The organism is Leptonema illini DSM 21528, assembly GCF_000243335.1.
GTDB classification, from domain to species: Bacteria; Spirochaetota; Leptospiria; order Leptospirales; family Leptonemataceae; genus Leptonema; species Leptonema illini.
In genome coordinates this window covers 2,887,027-2,903,926 of the sequence record NZ_JH597773.1, presented here as the reverse complement: position 1 = coordinate 2,903,926, position 16,900 = coordinate 2,887,027, and the positions used below count along the sequence as shown (strand labels likewise).

General features: G+C 54.2%; 11 protein-coding genes. 3 read left to right on the top strand and 8 right to left on the bottom strand.

Translation table 11 applies throughout. From position 1 onward, the window contains the following. Positions 1 to 25: 25 nt before the first annotated feature. On the bottom strand, positions 26 to 1,744 hold the full coding sequence (locus LEPIL_RS22195; RefSeq protein WP_002773050.1) for a sensor domain-containing diguanylate cyclase: 1,719 nt from the start codon (positions 1,742 to 1,744) through the stop codon (positions 26 to 28). A gap of 235 nt (positions 1,745 to 1,979) precedes the next feature. Here LEPIL_RS22195 and LEPIL_RS13180 point away from each other — a divergent pair, with 235 nt between their 5' ends. Continuing rightward, complete coding sequence (locus LEPIL_RS13180) at positions 1,980 to 3,059, top strand: alkaline phosphatase D family protein (RefSeq protein WP_002773049.1); 1,080 nt, start codon at positions 1,980 to 1,982, stop codon at positions 3,057 to 3,059. A gap of 59 nt (positions 3,060 to 3,118) precedes the next feature. Here the strand turns inward: LEPIL_RS13180 and LEPIL_RS13175 are convergent, their stop codons facing one another. After that, a complete protein-coding gene (locus LEPIL_RS13175; protein WP_002773048.1) occupies positions 3,119 to 4,150 on the bottom strand; it encodes a zinc-binding dehydrogenase in 1,032 nt (343 codons plus the stop codon). A gap of 79 nt (positions 4,151 to 4,229) precedes the next feature. Then, a complete protein-coding gene (locus tag LEPIL_RS13170) occupies positions 4,230 to 5,855 on the bottom strand; it encodes a hypothetical protein (protein WP_002773047.1) in 1,626 nt (541 codons plus the stop codon). A 244-nt stretch (positions 5,856 to 6,099) separates the two neighbouring features. On the opposite strand from LEPIL_RS13170, the gene LEPIL_RS13165 reads away from it, so the two are divergent. Further along, positions 6,100 to 7,710, top strand: a complete 1,611-nt coding sequence (locus tag LEPIL_RS13165) for a fumarate hydratase (RefSeq protein ID WP_002773046.1) — start codon at positions 6,100 to 6,102, stop codon at positions 7,708 to 7,710. Between the two features lie 69 nt (positions 7,711 to 7,779). Here the strand turns inward: LEPIL_RS13165 and LEPIL_RS13160 are convergent, their stop codons facing one another. The 3 genes from LEPIL_RS13160 to LEPIL_RS13150 form a co-directional block, all read right to left on the bottom strand. Further along, a complete protein-coding gene (locus LEPIL_RS13160; RefSeq protein ID WP_002773045.1) occupies positions 7,780 to 10,242 on the bottom strand; it encodes an EAL domain-containing protein in 2,463 nt (820 codons plus the stop codon). A 180-nt stretch (positions 10,243 to 10,422) separates the two neighbouring features. Then, positions 10,423 to 11,886 carry a potassium/proton antiporter gene (locus tag LEPIL_RS13155; RefSeq protein WP_002773044.1) on the bottom strand — a complete coding sequence of 488 codons (1,464 nt, stop codon included), beginning with the start codon at positions 11,884 to 11,886 and terminating at the stop codon, positions 10,423 to 10,425. A 44-nt stretch (positions 11,887 to 11,930) separates the two neighbouring features. After that, the gene (locus tag LEPIL_RS13150) at positions 11,931 to 13,517 is read right to left on the bottom strand and encodes an Lcl domain-containing protein (RefSeq protein ID WP_002773043.1); all 1,587 of its coding nucleotides are present in this window, start codon (positions 13,515 to 13,517) and stop codon (positions 11,931 to 11,933) included. Positions 13,518 to 13,714: 197 nt separating this feature from the next. On the opposite strand from LEPIL_RS13150, the gene LEPIL_RS13145 reads away from it, so the two are divergent. After that, on the top strand, positions 13,715 to 13,909 hold the full coding sequence (locus LEPIL_RS13145; protein ID WP_002773032.1) for a hypothetical protein: 195 nt from the start codon (positions 13,715 to 13,717) through the stop codon (positions 13,907 to 13,909). A 36-nt stretch (positions 13,910 to 13,945) separates the two neighbouring features. Here LEPIL_RS13145 and LEPIL_RS13140 read toward each other — a convergent pair whose 3' ends face one another. Together LEPIL_RS13140 and LEPIL_RS13135 are read right to left on the bottom strand one after the other, a co-directional pair. Then, entirely contained in the window at positions 13,946 to 15,547 is a 1,602-nt protein-coding gene (locus LEPIL_RS13140; RefSeq protein WP_002773030.1) for a hypothetical protein, read from the bottom strand. Positions 15,548 to 15,654: 107 nt separating this feature from the next. Continuing rightward, complete coding sequence (locus tag LEPIL_RS13135; RefSeq protein WP_143464832.1) at positions 15,655 to 16,752, bottom strand: WD40/YVTN/BNR-like repeat-containing protein; 1,098 nt, start codon at positions 16,750 to 16,752, stop codon at positions 15,655 to 15,657. Between the last annotated feature and the right edge of the window lie 148 nt (positions 16,753 to 16,900).

The following is a 16,900-nucleotide window of genomic DNA, read 5'->3' as shown; positions in this document are numbered from 1 at the left end:
GCTGCTTTTTCAGCAGCCTGTTAAGTTAGCCTTCTTCGTGTTCGGGGATGTGCGCATGAACGCGAACCCTGTCGCGTCCTTCCGTTTTTGCACGGTACAGCGCTCTATCGGCGGCGTTTGTAAGGTGATAGTGGCTGTAGCCGTGCAACGGAAATTGCGCTATGCCGATGCTGAGCGTAATGCGTGGAATGTTTGCCATGCCGATTCGCTCGTCATATTCGATCATCTTCACGCTGCTTCTGATGCGCTCGGCCACGTCGAGCGCGATATGCATATCGGATCCGGGAAGAATGCATACGAATTCCTCGCCGCCATATCGCCCGGCGACGTCTCCTTCGCGCACGGTTCGACGAATACACCCGGCCACCTCACGCAGAACGAGGTCTCCGATCTTATGACCGTATTCGTCGTTGAATCTTTTAAAATGATCGATGTCGATCATCAAGACGGCCATCGGATCGCTTGATCGCTTCGAGATGTTGATCATATTCGTCATATACTCGACGATATAGCGTCTGTTATAGAGGCCTGTTAGCGAATCTGTGATCGCCTGATTCTTGTAGGCGTTGAGCAGCTTCAGACCGTTAAGTGCCGTACCCGCAAGTCGAACGAAGTTGGAAAGGAATCGTTCATGAAGCAAGGGGCGCTCCTGATAGTCAGCGGTGCTGTACAGATCGCTCGTATCGAACGAGAACTGACAGATGCCGATAGCCGTCGCTCCGGCGATCAACGGCATGCACAGTATGGTTTCTCCATCGCCTTTCGGGCAGTGGCTGCAGACTTTCTTATCGACGCTCTGAAAGAGCGGATGGCCGCTTCGAAAGGCGAAGCAGAGATCGGGGTGGTCCAGGGACAGACCCGACTTCGCATCTTCGGTTGAGCTGTAAAGAAGTTCGATACGATTCGTGCTATTGCTGATTTCGTAAACCTGCGTGCGTTTGATGCCCATCTGTTCGGCGACCATGCTATGCATGATGCGAAAGATATTGCGGCTATCCGTTTCGGCAAGGGCGATGTTTGAGAATTCTTCAAAGAGACGTTTTCCACGGGCCCAGGCGTAAAGGATGTTCATGGTCTTTTCGAGGGAGTTCTTCAGCTCCGACGTCAGAAATCCTACGTTTAGCGAAAAGTCCGCCGGAAGCGAGTGGGTCGTTCCTGTTAACGACTGCATGATGGATTGAATGCGATTCTCGATAAGATTTTTGAGCGGATCTTCAATATGAGTCTTGATAAAGAAATACAGCCCGCCAACGTTGAGCAGAATTAGAATCGCAATGGCCAGCATTACATGCATCGGAGTATCGGCGACGGATCGCAATATGTCGTTGCGGCTTATTGCATGGACAAGAACGATGTCTGCGCTGGAGGAAGCGCTTACGTAAACGATGGAGTTGTTCCATTCGTGGAATGATTCGGACGCCCAGGCCTGCTCTTTAAACGCTCTGATGATGGCGTCGGCCTCATGCTCGGAGATGTTTCGCCTCAGCACAGCCGTCCGTTCTCTATTGAAAGCGATCAGGCTTACGGTGAGGTCAAGACAGGATGGGCTGTAGGAGGACGGTATGGCTGCAACACTGCCCTGTTTCTCGAGAATCAGTGAAGTACGCTCGGACGTCAGGCGTAGCTCGTTGTGGATGAGCTGTAACTGCTTTTTGAATGTGATGAATGTTATATACGATGTGAGCAGGATGGCGCTGCCAAAGCTGAAAAGAAGCAGCAGCCCGATGATTCGCTTTGCCTTCATTACTATGCCTGTGAGATCCTAAAGATTTTTTATAAATTTCCGGTCAATTGGAAACTCTGTAAACAAATATGCCTAACTCATGTTGAGACTCTTTCTTACATTCCGCTCTGGATCGCCTGGCCCGAAAGCTGGCCTGCACAAGGAAATCTCCGGGAAATCCGCTGATTGAATACGGCCGGCGTTGCTCGCTTTTCGCTCGCCTGCGCAGGGCCCGGAGCCAATTCCGTCAGTAACTATGCGTTCGCCATATCTGACCGCCTTATTGCTTGCCTCCTGTAGTCTGCCCGTTTTCGAACAGCCCGTGCCCGTTTCAGAGGCCGTCGTTCAGCGCGTCGCCTTTGGTTCCTGCGTGCTTCAGGGACAGCCTCAGCCGATCTGGTCGGCCATTGCCGATACCGACCCCGATGTTTTCATCTTTGCCGGCGATAATATCTATGCCGATACCTGGGATGTTTCGATCATTGAGCGTAAGTACCGTCAGCTTGGAGCAGAGCCGGGCTATCAGGCGCTGCGATCGCATCTTCTTGCAAAAGGTCCCGGGCGTTTGCTTGCTACATGGGACGACCATGACTATGGTGAGAACGACGCCTATCGCACCTATCCGAAGAAACGAGAGTCACGTCGGCTCTTTCTCGATTTCTTTGAGGAGCCGGAGAACTCTGCGCGCCGGCAGCATGATGGCATCTATGACGCTGTACTTTACGGACCTCCCGGTCGCAGGCTGCAGGTCATTCTTCTTGATACGCGTTATTTTCGCGACGCCTTTGATCAATCCGAAGAGGCCCTGAAGGCGGGCAAGAAATCAGGCGGACCCTACGCACCGACATCCGATACGAAACGAACGATGCTTGGCCGGGAGCAATGGGCCTGGCTGGAGCGTCAGTTCGAGCAGCCTGCCGATCTGCGCCTGCTTGTCAGTTCTGTTCCGCTTGTTCCCGACGACTACACGACCGAGATCTGGGCGATGATGCCGCATGAGCGAAACCGCATTCTCGGGTTAGTCGCCAGATCCGGGAACACCATTATCCTGAGCGGCGATCGTCATTATACCGAAATGAGTCGCATGCAGCACTCGCAGGACGGCCTGACGGCTCCGATCTATGATTTTACTTCAAGCGGCCTGAACCGTATCTGGGAAGGAGGCGCAAAGCAGACGAATCGCTGGCGCATCGAGGCGTCGCATGCCGTACATAACTTCGGAATGCTTTCTGTCGAGTACGGAGAAGATCCTGCCGTGACAGTGGAAGCGCTTGATGAAAGTGGGAAGACGCTTATCAGGCATCGCATCAGATTGGCTGATCTCAAGCAGCGATAGAGCGGGGTGGTTCTGATGGTCCATCGTCCGGAACATCATGCCCATGCCGGCCGATGCGATCATGGCTCAAGAACGAATCGAATCGGATTGCCTCTTCGCTCTTCAAGAGCATGCAAGCACTCGTTAGCCTCTTCGAGTTTGTGCACCGACGTAACGGACTTCGTCAGGTCAAGCCGTCCCGTAGAGACGAGTTCGATGAGCTCGGGCAGGGCGCGGCGATCTGAGCCGTAAGATCCGCCGACCGTGATCTGTCTTTCAATCAACAGAAACGGCATCGAGAAGTGCAGCGCCGATCGACCGATGCCGACGAGAATCATGCGTCCGCCTCTGTTCATCGCCCGCACGGATTCGGCGACGTTTTCGGCACGGCCCGAGAAATCGAGAAGCACATCAACGCCGCCCGATACTTCTTTCAATGCCTTGCCGGGATTCTTCGCTTCGCGCAGGTTAACGATTTCGTCGGCGCCGTAAGCGTCGGCGTTTGCAAGGGCGCCGCCGTCGACGTCAAGGGCGATGACGCGACCGGCACCGAGGGCTCGCGCAAGGGCGACGGCATGAATGCCGAGTCCGCCGGTGCCGAAGACGGCCACCGTTTCGCCGGCGCGAAGATGTCCGCGGTATCGCAGGGCATGATAGGGGGTGGAGACGGCGTCGGCGAGGATGGCGCCAAGAGAGAAGGGAATGGATTCGGGTAGAAGGTTCAGGTAACGCTCGTCGACGATCATCTCTTCGGCATAGCCACCGTCACGATCAAAGCCGAAGACGCCGACCTGATCACAGAGGTTCTCCTGACCTTCGAGGCAATGGCGGCATTCGCCGCAGCTTGTGCCGGCGGCGACGACGACGCGATCGCCTGCCTTGAAGCGATGGCAGCCTTCGCCGAGCTCTTCGACGACGCCCGATATCTCATGCCCCGGCACTCGCGGATACGCGCTGCATTTCATCGTTCCATGAAGAATCAGATGCACGTCGGATCCGCAAACGCCGCAGGCCTTCACGCGAAGCCTTACCTGCCCCGTGCCCGGAGCAGGAAGGGAGCGTTCTACGATTTCAAGTTCTTTTTTTCCAGATACAAGCAGGGCTGCCTTCATTGCTCGAAGAATGAAGGAGCCCCGGCTGGATGCAAGCGAGAATTCGATTCCCGTGATGTATTAAGCCGCCGTCTTTCCGTCAGAACATATACTGCGTGCGTATAAAGATCTGCCTGCGGCGGTCCTGCTTTCCGAAGAGGTCCGTATCCTTTACCGCGGCTGCGGTAATAGCGTCGGCGCCGTTTGACAGAGCGATCTGATTGGCGAGATAGTTCGGCGTATAGCCTGACTCATACGTACCCGTACCGTCCAGGACCTCATCGGGCAGACGATCGAGCGCCGTTGTTCTTATCTCTTCACCGTTGTTTCCTATCGCCGTGATCTGGCTGAAGCCGACGGCTATGCGAAAGCGTTCGTTCGGAAAGAATTCGACGGCCAGAACGATCTTATGGAACTGTGCCTGTCCCCGGTCCAGTGATCTTAAATCAGCAAGGGTGAGGCTTCCATTGGCAATGCCGTCGTCACCAAGGTCGTCAAGGAACTGTCGCTCTTCGGCGCTGACGCCGTTCGATGTTCCGAGCGTGTCATTCAAAGATCCGCTTCCCGTGCCGATGGCATACCGGCCGACAAAGCCGATCCAACCGTAGCGCACATGCCCGAAAACATAGCGGGCAAGGCCTTTAGAGTCGGCGGCCCGAATGTAGTTATTCCCGAAGAAAGATTGTGCTCCGGCTGCGGTATTCAGGTCGAGGGTACTGATGTTCTCGTCTATGATGAGGACGTTGCTGCGCCGGTCGATTCGCACGGCCGCTCCGCCTCCGACTGTGAATCGAAAGGCTCCACTTTTAAATTCGAGATCAACCTCCGTTCCGTAGCTAACGTCCTGTTTTGCCCGTCGTTCTCCTTTCACATATTCAAAGGCGCCTGTGGTCAGGTCCATGGAACTCGTTCGCTCGTATTCGTCGCGCTCGACTCCGACGACGTTATGAAGGCGAAACGGGAAGCTGATCGCAAGGATGAGCGGGCCATCGGACCCGAGCGGCATGATGGCCATATTGCCGTAAAGATCCAGGCCGTGTGAGTCGCCGCTTCCCGATGCAATGGCTGATGGAGATGTGCTGATCGATTGTGCGTTGGTTTTGCTGAAGCCTTCGCCGTTAGCAAGCAGCACCTGACCGTGAAAATACTTTTGTTTATAAAGAAGAGAGACGCCCAGATCTGTCGAACTTGCCAGACGGAACTCATCCCAGGGAGTGCGACCGTCCTCGTCAAGGTACCTGTGGCCCCAGAATGATTCCGCCGATCGACCCGATTGAGCGTCGGTGGAAGGCGTATGCTGTTGCCCGATGCGCAGCGAAAGTCCTTTTAACGGGAGCGGTGCCGTGACATAGGCGAATTTCAGAAACGTAGTTTTTGTCGTTTTCGGGTCTGAGTCGAGTGTGACGCGAAATCCCCATCCCTTATGCTCTCCTTCTTTCACATCGCCCCGAGCGGTGAGGTAGGTCCGCCCAAACCGAAACCCCGTATACTTACCCGTGGAATTGTCGTCGGGGATGCCGGCAGGATTGTGATCGGTTCGTTCGTAAGCGGCCCAGAGCGTTCCTTCAATTTTGAAAACGCTGTTCGGGATGATCGCTCCGTCCTGATCCTTTGCCACGGCAAACTTCGGATCGTTCCACGCCGTTTCATTGGCCAGAAGGGGTGTACTGAAAAGGAGGAGCGAAATAGGTAAGTTCCTCCAGAGTATCTCCGGTCGTTTTTTCATAGGATACCTCTATCATTAATTTACGATTCTGTCACAAAAAAAGCAGAAACCTATAATGGCAACAAATTCATATAAAAACGATATGAAAAGTATGATATGGCCGATTCCATCGCTGCTTTGGGCCATCAACACAGCCGAAAAGTCCTTGCCCGGAAAAATAGTAAACGTTGTTTAGTAATACAGGCTGGTAAGCCGGCACACGACTCGCGGGCTGAGTTCAAGGCCCGTCAGGCAGGAGAGAGAGATGGCCGAATTCCTTTATTCCGATCCGTATCCATTGACGAAAGATGAGACGCCGTACAGGCTTCTTACGAAAGATCATATTCGTGTTGAGTCGCTGGGCGGTCGTGAGATCCTGATGGTGGAGCCCGAAGCTCTAACCTTCCTTGCCGCCGAGGCGATGAAGGACGTTTCTTTCTACTTGAGGCCAGGCCATCTCGAAAAGGTGAGGGCCATTCTCGATGATCCCGAGGCTACCGAGAACGACCGCTTTGTCGCCCTTGCCATGCTCAAGAACTCGGCCATCGCCGGTGAGCTGGAACTGCCGACCTGCCAGGATACGGGAACGGGAACCGTCGTCGCCAAGAAAGGGCAGCAGGTGATGACTCCAGGCGGCGACGCCGAGGCCATCTCGCGCGGCATCTTCCAGACCTTCGCCGAGCGAAACCTTCGCTATTCACAGGTCATCCCGATGACCATGTTTGAAGAGTTCAACTCGGGCACAAACCTGCCGGCTCAGATCGACATCTACTCCGTCGACGGCATGAAGTACGAGTTCCTGTTCCTTGCAAAAGGCGGCGGATCGGCGAATAAGACCTTCCTCTATCAGGAAACAAAGGCCCTTCTCAATCCGGCATCGCTTGATAAGTTCGTCGCCGAAAAGGTGAAGTCGCTCGGTACGGCGGCTTGCCCTCCGTATCACATCGCATTGGTCATCGGGGGGACTTCAGCCGAGATGAACCTGAAGACCGTGAAGCTTGCCTCTGCCGGCTATCTGGATCATCTGCCGACGAGCGGCAGTAAGTCGGGCCATGCTTTCCGTGACATTGAGCTTGAGAAGAGGTTCCTTGATATCGCCCGCAACCTCGGCATCGGAGCTCAGTTTGGCGGAAAATACCTGGCACACGATTTTCGTGTGATTCGACTGTCGCGTCACGGCGCCTCATGCCCCGTCGGTCTTGGCGTCAGCTGCTCGGCCGACCGCAATATTAAAGCGAAGATCACAAAAGACGGCATATTCCTCGAACAGCTTGAGTATAACCCTGCCCGCTTTCTGCCGCCGGCCGAGAAGATGGCCATGGACGGCGAGGTCGTTCGAATCGATCTCAATCGTCCCATGGACGAGATCCGCGCCGAGCTGACGAAATATCCGGTGAAGACGCGTGTGCAGTTAACCGGTCGCCTCGTCGTCGCCCGCGATATCGCCCACGCAAAACTGAAAGAGCGTCTTGATCGCGGCGAACCTCTGCCTGATTATTTCAAGAATCATCCGATTTATTATGCGGGCCCGGCGAAAACGCCGAAGGGAATGCCTTCAGGATCGTTCGGCCCCACCACAGCCGGACGAATGGACAGCTATGTGCCGATCTTTCAGGAAAAGGGCTATTCGCTGATCACGCTCGCAAAAGGCAACCGCTCGAAGGTCGTAACGGAAAGCTGCAAAAAGAACGGCGGCTTTTATCTTGGTTCGATCGGCGGTCCGGCCGCTCTTCTTGCAAAAGAGAATATCAAGAAGGTCGAGGTGCTTGATATGCCCGAGCTGGGCATGGAGGCCGTCTGGGCGATTGATGTCGAGGACTTCCCTGCCTTCATCGTCGTCGACGATAAGGGTAACGATTTCTTCGAGCTTCTGTGACGCTGTATGCCTGCTCTGTCTATTTCAGGGAGAGCAGGCAGCGCGCTATAAGTCGGAAGTCACTGGATTCTACGCTTCTTCGCGCCCGGTCTTGATGGGCCCTGACAGGAAGCGAGTCACTTCGTCGGCCGGGACGGGCTTGCTAAAAAGATATCCCTGCAAATAGTCCGCTCCGAGTGATCGTAGCTTGAAGCTCTGTTCTTCGGTTTCGACGCCTTCGGCTATCGTTTTCAGGTGAAGGTTTTCGGCCAGGCCGATAATAGCGCGAACGATCGCTTCTATTTCGGGATCGGCAATATCTCTTACGAATGAGATGTCTATCTTCAAGTGATTGATCGGAAAGCGCTTCAGGTAGCTCAGCGAGGAATAGCCTGTTCCGAAATCGTCGATAGAAACCGACGTGCCGGCCTCGCGAAGCTGCATCAGCATACGCCTTGAATACTCGGCGTCTTCCATGAATGCGCTCTCTGTGATTTCGAGATTGAGAAGTCTCGGAGATATGCCGGTATCGTCGGTCATTTTCAGAATGTTATTGGGCAGGTCGAGCTGCTTGAATTGCAGGGGGGAGAGATTCACGGAAACCGGAACGACCGTCAATCCGCGCCGCTGCCATACGGCGATCTGCTGACAGACCGTGCGCAGGATGAAGTTCCCCACTTCGACGATCATTCCCGTATCTTCAAGCAACGGTATAAAAACGCCGGGCGAGACGGAGCCCAGTTCGTTGTTTTTCCAGCGAAGCAGGGCCTCCATTCCACCGGGCTCATGCGTTTTTGCATTCAGGTAAGGCTGATACACAAGGGTAAATTCGGCGTTATCAAGAGCACGAAAGAGCTTCTGTTCGATGCGCAGGATTTCGGGAACTATCTCTCTGCTACCTTCCAGATAGAATTCATGCAGATTGCGACCGTTCATGCGTGCGCGTATCATGGCATGCTGTGCTTTGCGAACTAACTCGTCAGGATGTCGTGCATGTTCGGGGAACCTGGCCACTCCTGCAGAAACGGTAATGACATACTCCTGTTCGCCGACGAGTATGGGGGAACGCAGCTCCTGTCGGATCGCATAGAGTAAGGCATCGGGAAGCTCCGTATCTATTACGCCCGGCAAAAGAATAACGAACTCATCGGTGCCGACGCGAGCCGCAATGTCGCCCGGGCGGCAGACCTCGGCGAGAATGCGGGCGAAGTTTTTCAGGATCAGATCACCCGTTTCATAGCCGGCGATCTGATTGATGCGATTGTAGCGATCGATATCGAGAAAAATCAGAGAACAGCCGTTGCAATGGTTTCTCTCAAGAAGATCCTGCATTCCTCTGATCAACGAGTATCGATTCGGTAGATCGGTTAACGCATCATGCCACATGAGGTGATGCAGCCGATCTTCCATGCCGCGTTGCGTCGTCAGATCCTTCGATGTTCCGATGAAGTGGCTGATCTGCCCGGAGTCGTCGCTGAGCGGCGATATCGTCTGCAACAGGTAGAGCAGCTCGCCGTTCTTTTTGCGATTGATGAAGACTTCTGAAAAGACGCGGCCCGACCGGATCGTTTCCCACATGGATCTGTAGAACTCGCCGTCGTGCATGCCCGATTTCATGATCGCAGGCGTCTGCCCGATCAACTCAAACTTTGAATAGCCCGTCAGAACGCATGCGGCATGATTCACATACTCGATGCGACCGTTTTTGTCTGTGATCATTATCAGATCGCGCGAATTCTCGACCGAAAGAAAGAGCTTTCGGATCTCCATGTCGCGCAGCTTACGATCGGTGATATCGCGCACAATACCCTGAACGGCTACAGGCCGACCGGCGCTTAATACGATGGAGCCGGCCGCCTCTACCCAGATATCTGATCCGTCTTTGCGCCGTAGCCTGAACTCGCGAATCTCGGTCTGGCGTCCGCCCTTCATGATTTCGCCGATCGTAAGGTCCATAAGAGCTATCTGCTCGGCATCGCCTGCAAGGTCTCTGATAGTCAGATGACGCAGCTCATCGGCCTGATAGCCGAGCATCTGTAGCGCCGTCTCATTGGCATCAAGAAAGCGTCCGTCAAAGTCGTGCAGATAGATGCCGTCGAGGCTGAGGTTATACAGAGAGCTGTATCGTTCTTCTGCCTCTCGTAGTTGCTTCTGCAAGAGCTGGTTTTTGCGCACCTCTTCACTTTGCTCCATGGCGCGCTGGACGGCAGGAATCAACTTCTTGAGACGATCTTTGAGAACGTAGTCCGTCGCCCCTCGTATGACGAGATCGACGGCCATCTCTTCGCCGATCGTTCCGCTCACAAAGATGAAAGGCGTATTCGGCAGGGCGGCCTTAGCAAGCGTGATGGCCTCGACGCCGCTGAACCCCGGGATATTGAAATCGGATAAAATGAGATCGGGTTCGCTGTGCAGGGCCTTCTCAAAGGCCGTGCCATTGTCTACGTGTGTGACGGCAGGAGAGGGCGAGAGATTCAGCAGCTCCCGTTGAACAAGCTCTGCATCGCTTGCCGAATCTTCGAGCAACAGAATCCGAATCGGCTGGCTGAGCATATACACTCCAGAGAAGAGGTGTTTTCTTTATAGCGACCAACCGGGCCGACGTAAATACCCCGAACAGGGTATTTGCATTCGCTCGGTTGAAAGGACCGAGCAGTAGATGGCATCACCTCAAGCAAAAGCAAAGCGTGCAGAAGAAACAAGCAAAAATATAAGCCGGTTTTGAGACGTGTTCTATGCCGGCGGCATGGTCAGAGCAGCGGCCACGGCCTTTGCATTGTCATTGTTGACGAGAACAAGGATGACGTCACCCGGTTCGAGAATGGTTCGTCCCGTCGGCACCAGATGAGACTCTCCTCTGTAAATGAGTGTGATGAGCGAATCCTCGGGCATCTTCAGCTCGAAGATGCGCTTTCCGGTGGCCGCCGAGTTATAAGGAACGATAAACTCCTGCAGGCGTGTATTGCTCGCCTCTTTGTTCTCGTATTCGAAAGGATATGATGCCTTGCGAATCAAAGGAGCCTCAAGCTTGAGCAATTTTACGGCGAGCGGCAGCGTTGATCCCTGCAATATGAGCGATGTAAGAACGGTAAAGAAGACGATGTTAAAGATCTGATCGGATTCTTTTATGCCGGCGGCAAAAGGAAACGTCGCCAGGATAATGGGCGCCGCTCCGCGAAGGCCGACCCAGGACGTCAGCAGCTTTTCGCGAATGTTCAGCCGACAGAAAGGAAGCGTGAGAAAAACGGCAAGCGGCCGGGCGACGAACATAAGAAAAAGCGAGAAGGCGATGCCCGGCAGAACGTAATCGGCCAGCCGGGTCGGATACACAAGTAATCCGAGCGTGAGGAACATCACGATCTGCATCAGCCAGGCGATCCCGTCGAGAAATCGGATCTGACTGCGTTTGTGAACGAATGTCGTATTCCCGAGGACCAATCCGGCAAGATAGACGGCGAGGAAGGGGTTGCCTCCGATCATATTCGTCGCAGCATAGATTAATAGAATCGACGACGACAGAAGAACAGGATAGAGGCCTTCGTATTCCAGATGAAGGGCATTGATTAGAAGCTGCAATCCTTTACCTGTCGCAAGTCCGACGACCGCGCCGAGGATGATCTGTTTGAAAATCGTGACGATGAGATCGATGATATCGTGATCGGGCGTCTGCATGAGGCCGATGAATCCGACAGTGAGGATGACGGCCATCGTATCGTTACTGCCCGATTCGAATTCAAGAAGGGATTTCAGCTCGCCCTTGAGGCCGATCTGTTTCGTGCGCAGCACGTTGAAAACGGCCGCCGCATCGGTCGAGGAAACGACGGCGCCAAGCAGCATGCCCGCAACGGGCGGAAAATTCAGCACAAAGATGGCGAAAAGCCCGAGCAGCGACGCCGTCAGAACGATGCCGACCGTGCCAAGCAGTGCCCCTGGCAGAAGCACGGGCCTGATCGTCGGCCAGTCAGACTCCAGTCCGCCCGAGAACAGAATGAATGCAAGGGCGATGACGCCGACCTTCTGAGCAAGCACCGCGTCGTCAAAGGGGATACCCAGTCCGTCTGATCCGGCAATCATGCCCAGCGTGAGGAAGATGAGCAGCGTCGGAACTCCGATGCGCGACGACGCTCGCAGCATGACGATGCTGATGATGATCAGGGAGGCGATCGTCAGGACGGTCAGGTCGAAGGCTTCGAGCATCGGCCTGCATCATCACGGAACGGCCCGACGGCGTCAAGTCGGGCTTATTCGTCGGCCACGCATCGAACAAACGGTGCATCAGGGATCGGTGCTCGCCCCGTAGAAGTCCCGATGCCGTTGTTTGTCGTCGCAAAATCGATTATGAAAACGGTCGGGTAAGCTCCGACGCTGAAAAGAGCGCGAGTTGTGGACGTCCAGAGCTTGTCCGCCGTAGCGTTGAATAGCGAATGCGTAGGGTTGATGGCTTGAAGGTTCCATATCGACTGCAACTCATTCTTGGAAGGCATCCGCCATTGGCGTCCACCGATACTGAGGCCGCCACAGGCAGTATTTGCTACATCCCAGTTCATTCGCGCAGGTGCAGCGACGCAGAGCGACCCCGACGAGGGCAGAGAGCATTTCGTCCATCGCAGCCCCGTCCGTTGATCGGTGATCGTATTGTCACCGTTATCGCGAAAGCCGGCAGTGGAGCGGTTGCCTGTTCCCGCCACGCAGCGGACAAGAGGAGCCGAACCAACGACGCCCTTGCTTTGAAGATGCAGTAGAATGCCTTCATCAAAGTTAGCATAGTAGGCATACGCCGGTCCTTTCGGACTGGTTGTGGCCGACCAGAAGATACTGCTGGCTGGCGTCCCCGGGAACGTTAGCAGATCTATCGAAGGCATACGAACACTATGATCCATAATCGTATGAAGTTCGTCGGCCGTTGGAAGCCTCCAGTCCGTTCGCCCGCCAAGGGCCTCCGTATTCCGTGCTGAGCAGGCAGCCTGCGCTGCATACCAGGTCATGCCTGTCGCCGCTCCCGTACACGATCCGCCCGGATCGGAATGCACATAGGTCGTTCCCTGAGGACAGGCTGACCACACAAGGCCCGTAACGTTATCGACCACGGTTCCGTTCGCGTTGCGTGTAAGATTGCGAGGTTGCGAGATGGCTCCGTCCTGGAGAGTTCCCGTACATGTAATTGAATTCCCGTTCACATCGGTGCACAGTGTCGAGCCCGTATCGACAAGAGGCAGACGACCGGAGTGGAATGAGGTCGTCGCCGTCCAGGAATAGGGGGCTGAAAGATCATTTGGTACCGAATCAAGATCTTTGAGGTAACCTGTTAGAATGTTGAACTTAAAATTCGAGCCCTCGGGCAGATGAACGGAGTCGAGCTCGAATGTAACCGTATCGTTCTGATATTTTGTCCCGCTCCATGAGATGCTTGATGTCAGTGGAGCGATGCTGGAATCCGCCCAGCTTCCATCGCTGATCTCTACGAGCAGCGGCAGAACGGTCGACGTATCCATGCTCTCGTCGAACTGAATTCTGACACGCGCCCGGCACGGAGAGCCCGAACACGGAGCGATCGTGGCTGCGTTCGTCGGGCTGGTAGCGACAACGGTCGGATTCCCGTCTTTGCTGAAAGGCCCCGTAGCTCCGCCCGATCCGCCTCCAAACAGGCCCCCCTCAAAGCTAAGGCTTCCAAGAAGCAGCCCCTGGGCGCCCGAGGTATCAAGGGAGGTCTTCTCGGCCTGCATACAGGAAGCAAGGGCCGAGAGCGTTAGTAACAGCGCCAGCACGGCCTTGATCCCTATACGGTAGAGAACTTTTGTTATGAGGACTTTCTTTGCCTTGGTTTTCATAATGAGGGCTTTCGTGAATCATTTCGAAAGTGTTTTTGAATCTGTTTTTATCGGCCTGTTTCGCCAGATAAAGATCAGACGGTCTGGACGCCGACTTTTTTCAAAAAAAAGTGGAAAAACAGCGGCATCGGACGTCCTTAAAGAAGGGGCCCAGAACTGCTTCTAAATGAGAAAACCTACAGCCGCGGAGGCCTTTCATGAAGAAAGAGACGCTGAAGGCGGTGAAGTCTGTGGCCGGAAAGCTACAGCCCGTTCCACCGCCAAAGACGCATAAAAACAAAAAAGAGTATCGCAGACACGAGAAACACCGGGTCGCTTTTCGAAACGAAAGCGGCCCTTTTTATTTATCGGGCGGCAGCGATGGCTGCCTTTCATCAAATAACTGCAGCTAAGGCTATTTTTGTTTTTGCTTAAGCTGTTCGTTTAGTTTACTCAAGGACCTTTGCCTTCACAGAGAAGGCACCTGAACTGCCGTCACTCCAGGAGACTACGGTCTGTCCCTTTGCGTTGATGGAGGCTTCAAGAGAATACCCGTCGCCTGTCGTAGCAAGTTGTTGAACGGCTCCGACTGAACCGGTAATCGTATTAATTCGAACAAAGCGGATTCTGGCAGGTGTATCTTCCACTGTCCAGAATACAAAACCAAAACCGGCTTCGTTAACAGCAATAACGGGTCCTTTTCGAATGGTTGCCCCTTCGTCGAAACTTTGCAGTGTCTGCCATCCGCTCTGGCTGCTCCGCATCCTGATGTGAATGAACTGATTGTCCGCGCATGATATCCAGGCCGCTATACTGTTTCCATTTCCGTCAATCCCTGCGCTGAACTCATTGTTGAAGGCGCAGCCTGTCGTCGTCTCGGAACTCCATGTCGATCCAGTTCGGTTTGTAGCCAGAAGATCATCATTTCCGTCACGGAACAGAGCAAAGATGGTGCCAGCTTCATTGGTCGATACAGCGGAGCCTGTATTGTCAGATTGATTGGGCGTATTAGTATTCTCCCATCCTGCGCCTGTCCATCTAAAGACCCTGCTGTTGTTTATCGAAGAGTCTTGAAACGAGGCAAGGGCAACGGAGTTTCCGGCTGTTGTCATGGAGAAACCGGTGCAAGATGAACAACTCTGGCTACTGGCGAAACTTGTTGGAATGGATTGAGTGAAGGCAGCATAGTTGATTGCAAACGTAGAAGACAGACAGGTCAGCACAGCCTGACCATTTGTTGTAACACCTGTTCGAAGGTCCGGGCAACTCTCGGTACCGATTCGGGTAACAGCACTATCCCAACCTGTTGTCGGTTCATAAAGGGCTGTGTAGACGCCGGCATTTCCCAGGATACTCGTCGCATTGATGGCAACAATGGTTTTTCCTGCTGCATTTGTTGAAAGCCCCAGATCCGTGTGACTTCCCCCGCCGCTGAAGTTCTGACCTGCCGACCATGCTCCACCGGAAAAGGTAAACTGGTAGAGAAGCCACAGTGGGTCAACCCCGGCATTCATTCTATCAAGGTAGGCGATGCGGCCGGTACCCGAACCGTCGATGCTGTTTCGAATTCGTGGTGTGGCCGTTGTATTGGCGCTGAGATTCCCGACCGTCTGCGTAGCACCCCAGGCCTTGTCGGTGCAGGCAATACTCACTCCAACCGCATTCGCTGCATTGATGGTTCCCGTGCCGCCTGTAACCGTGCATTGCTGTGGCGGATTGCCTGGCGCCGTGGCTACCGTTACGTTGAATGCGCTGCCATCGGCAAGCCCGGAGGGCAGGGTGAAGTCAGTCGCACCGGTAGGCACCGTGTAACTATCTGTGCCGTTATTCTGCAATACCATGCCAGAGCCATTATATCCGGAAATTGATCCACCGACCGTGTATGAGGGATTCGTACCAAAAAGCCCTCCATCATAGCTCAGGCCACCAATCAGCAGGCCTTCGATGCCCGACGTATCGAGCGAGAACTTTTCGGCCTGCATGCAGGAAAGTGAGAGCAGGCAGACAAGGGCTGAAAGAAGGCTGCGAATGGTTTCTTTTTCCCGGTGCATAACAGATCCCTCCAGAGAGCGGCATTGCCTGAAAAGAACGACAACGCAAGGTCGCTTTTTTTCAAAAAAGCCGTACCGCACATCTGTGCCATCTCAGAGGAGCAAGATCATTCTACGACTGCCATCGCATTCATGCTGGTCGCACCGGGCGTCGTGGCACCGGTCGTCCAGCTGAGACCATCAGACGACCAGGCAAATTGATTCAGGTCTCCATCGATGGAATAGCCACCCACCACAAATACCCCTACTCCCGAGTGATAGTCGATTCTCTGGGGAAAGAAACCGGCGGTCCCGCATAAGGGAAAAAGAGAGTTTTTATTCGCAGGAAGTATCGCCGCAACGGTGGTAGCAGTATTGAAATAACAGTTATACCGTGAGGTGTCGGTTCCTGTGGCCACGAACCGCCCATTACCATACGCGAACCCCTCAAATATATCGGCCGTGACGTCGCTGATTTCGGCGCTGGCTTCGAGAGAGCCGTCCAGGGAATACTGCCACACAGCCGGGTGGTCGTTTAGATTCACACCAGAAATTAGTATTTTGCCGGGGAGGCCCTTCTGGATTTTGACGGAGTTGGCATAACCGTCAAGAATAGCGACAAAAGTCCAGGGGTTTGTTCCATCTGGGGTTCTGTAGGCAATCCCCGCATTGGTGACTGCAATGAACTGTTGCGATTGCGTTTCGAAAATCAGAGATTTGATCTCGTTCGAACAGCCAGCAGCGAATGGGACGATTGCCGTCCAGTTTATGCCACCATCTGTCGATTTCATAGCGGTAATGTTTGTCCCATTGCATTCACCTGCAGCAAGAAAGAATCCATTCCCGTAGGCGATAGCGTTCTTTCTAACGGAATCACCGGCCGGACAGCTGCGCTGGGTCCAGTTGGAACCGTCCGGACTAGTCCAGACACCGCAGGTACCGGCAGACGTCTGGCCGACTGTTACCCAAACGTTGCTGCCAAATGCCACCGACTGAAGGTTCTGGGCGTCCATCATACCGTTAGGACTTTTTTCCCAGGAGATTCCGTCATAGGAATACCAGGTTTGAAAATTATCGCCCACTGCCACGAACTGCGCGCCTGAATAGCCTCCCTCCTCCTCCTCCTCCTCTTCTCCTCCTCCCGGCTGCCCGGACTCGAAGCTCAGGCCGCCAATCAACAGGCCTTCCATGCCCGACGTATCGAGCGAGAACTTCTCGGCTTGCATGCACGAAATCAAGACCAGGCAGGTAAGGGTTGTAAAAAGGCTGCGAATTCTGTGTATTTGCCGGTGCATGACAATTCCTCCGGGGGACACCTTCACCATAAAAAAAAGACACCTCGGGGTCGTTTTTCCGAAAATTCCTCTCGTGAGG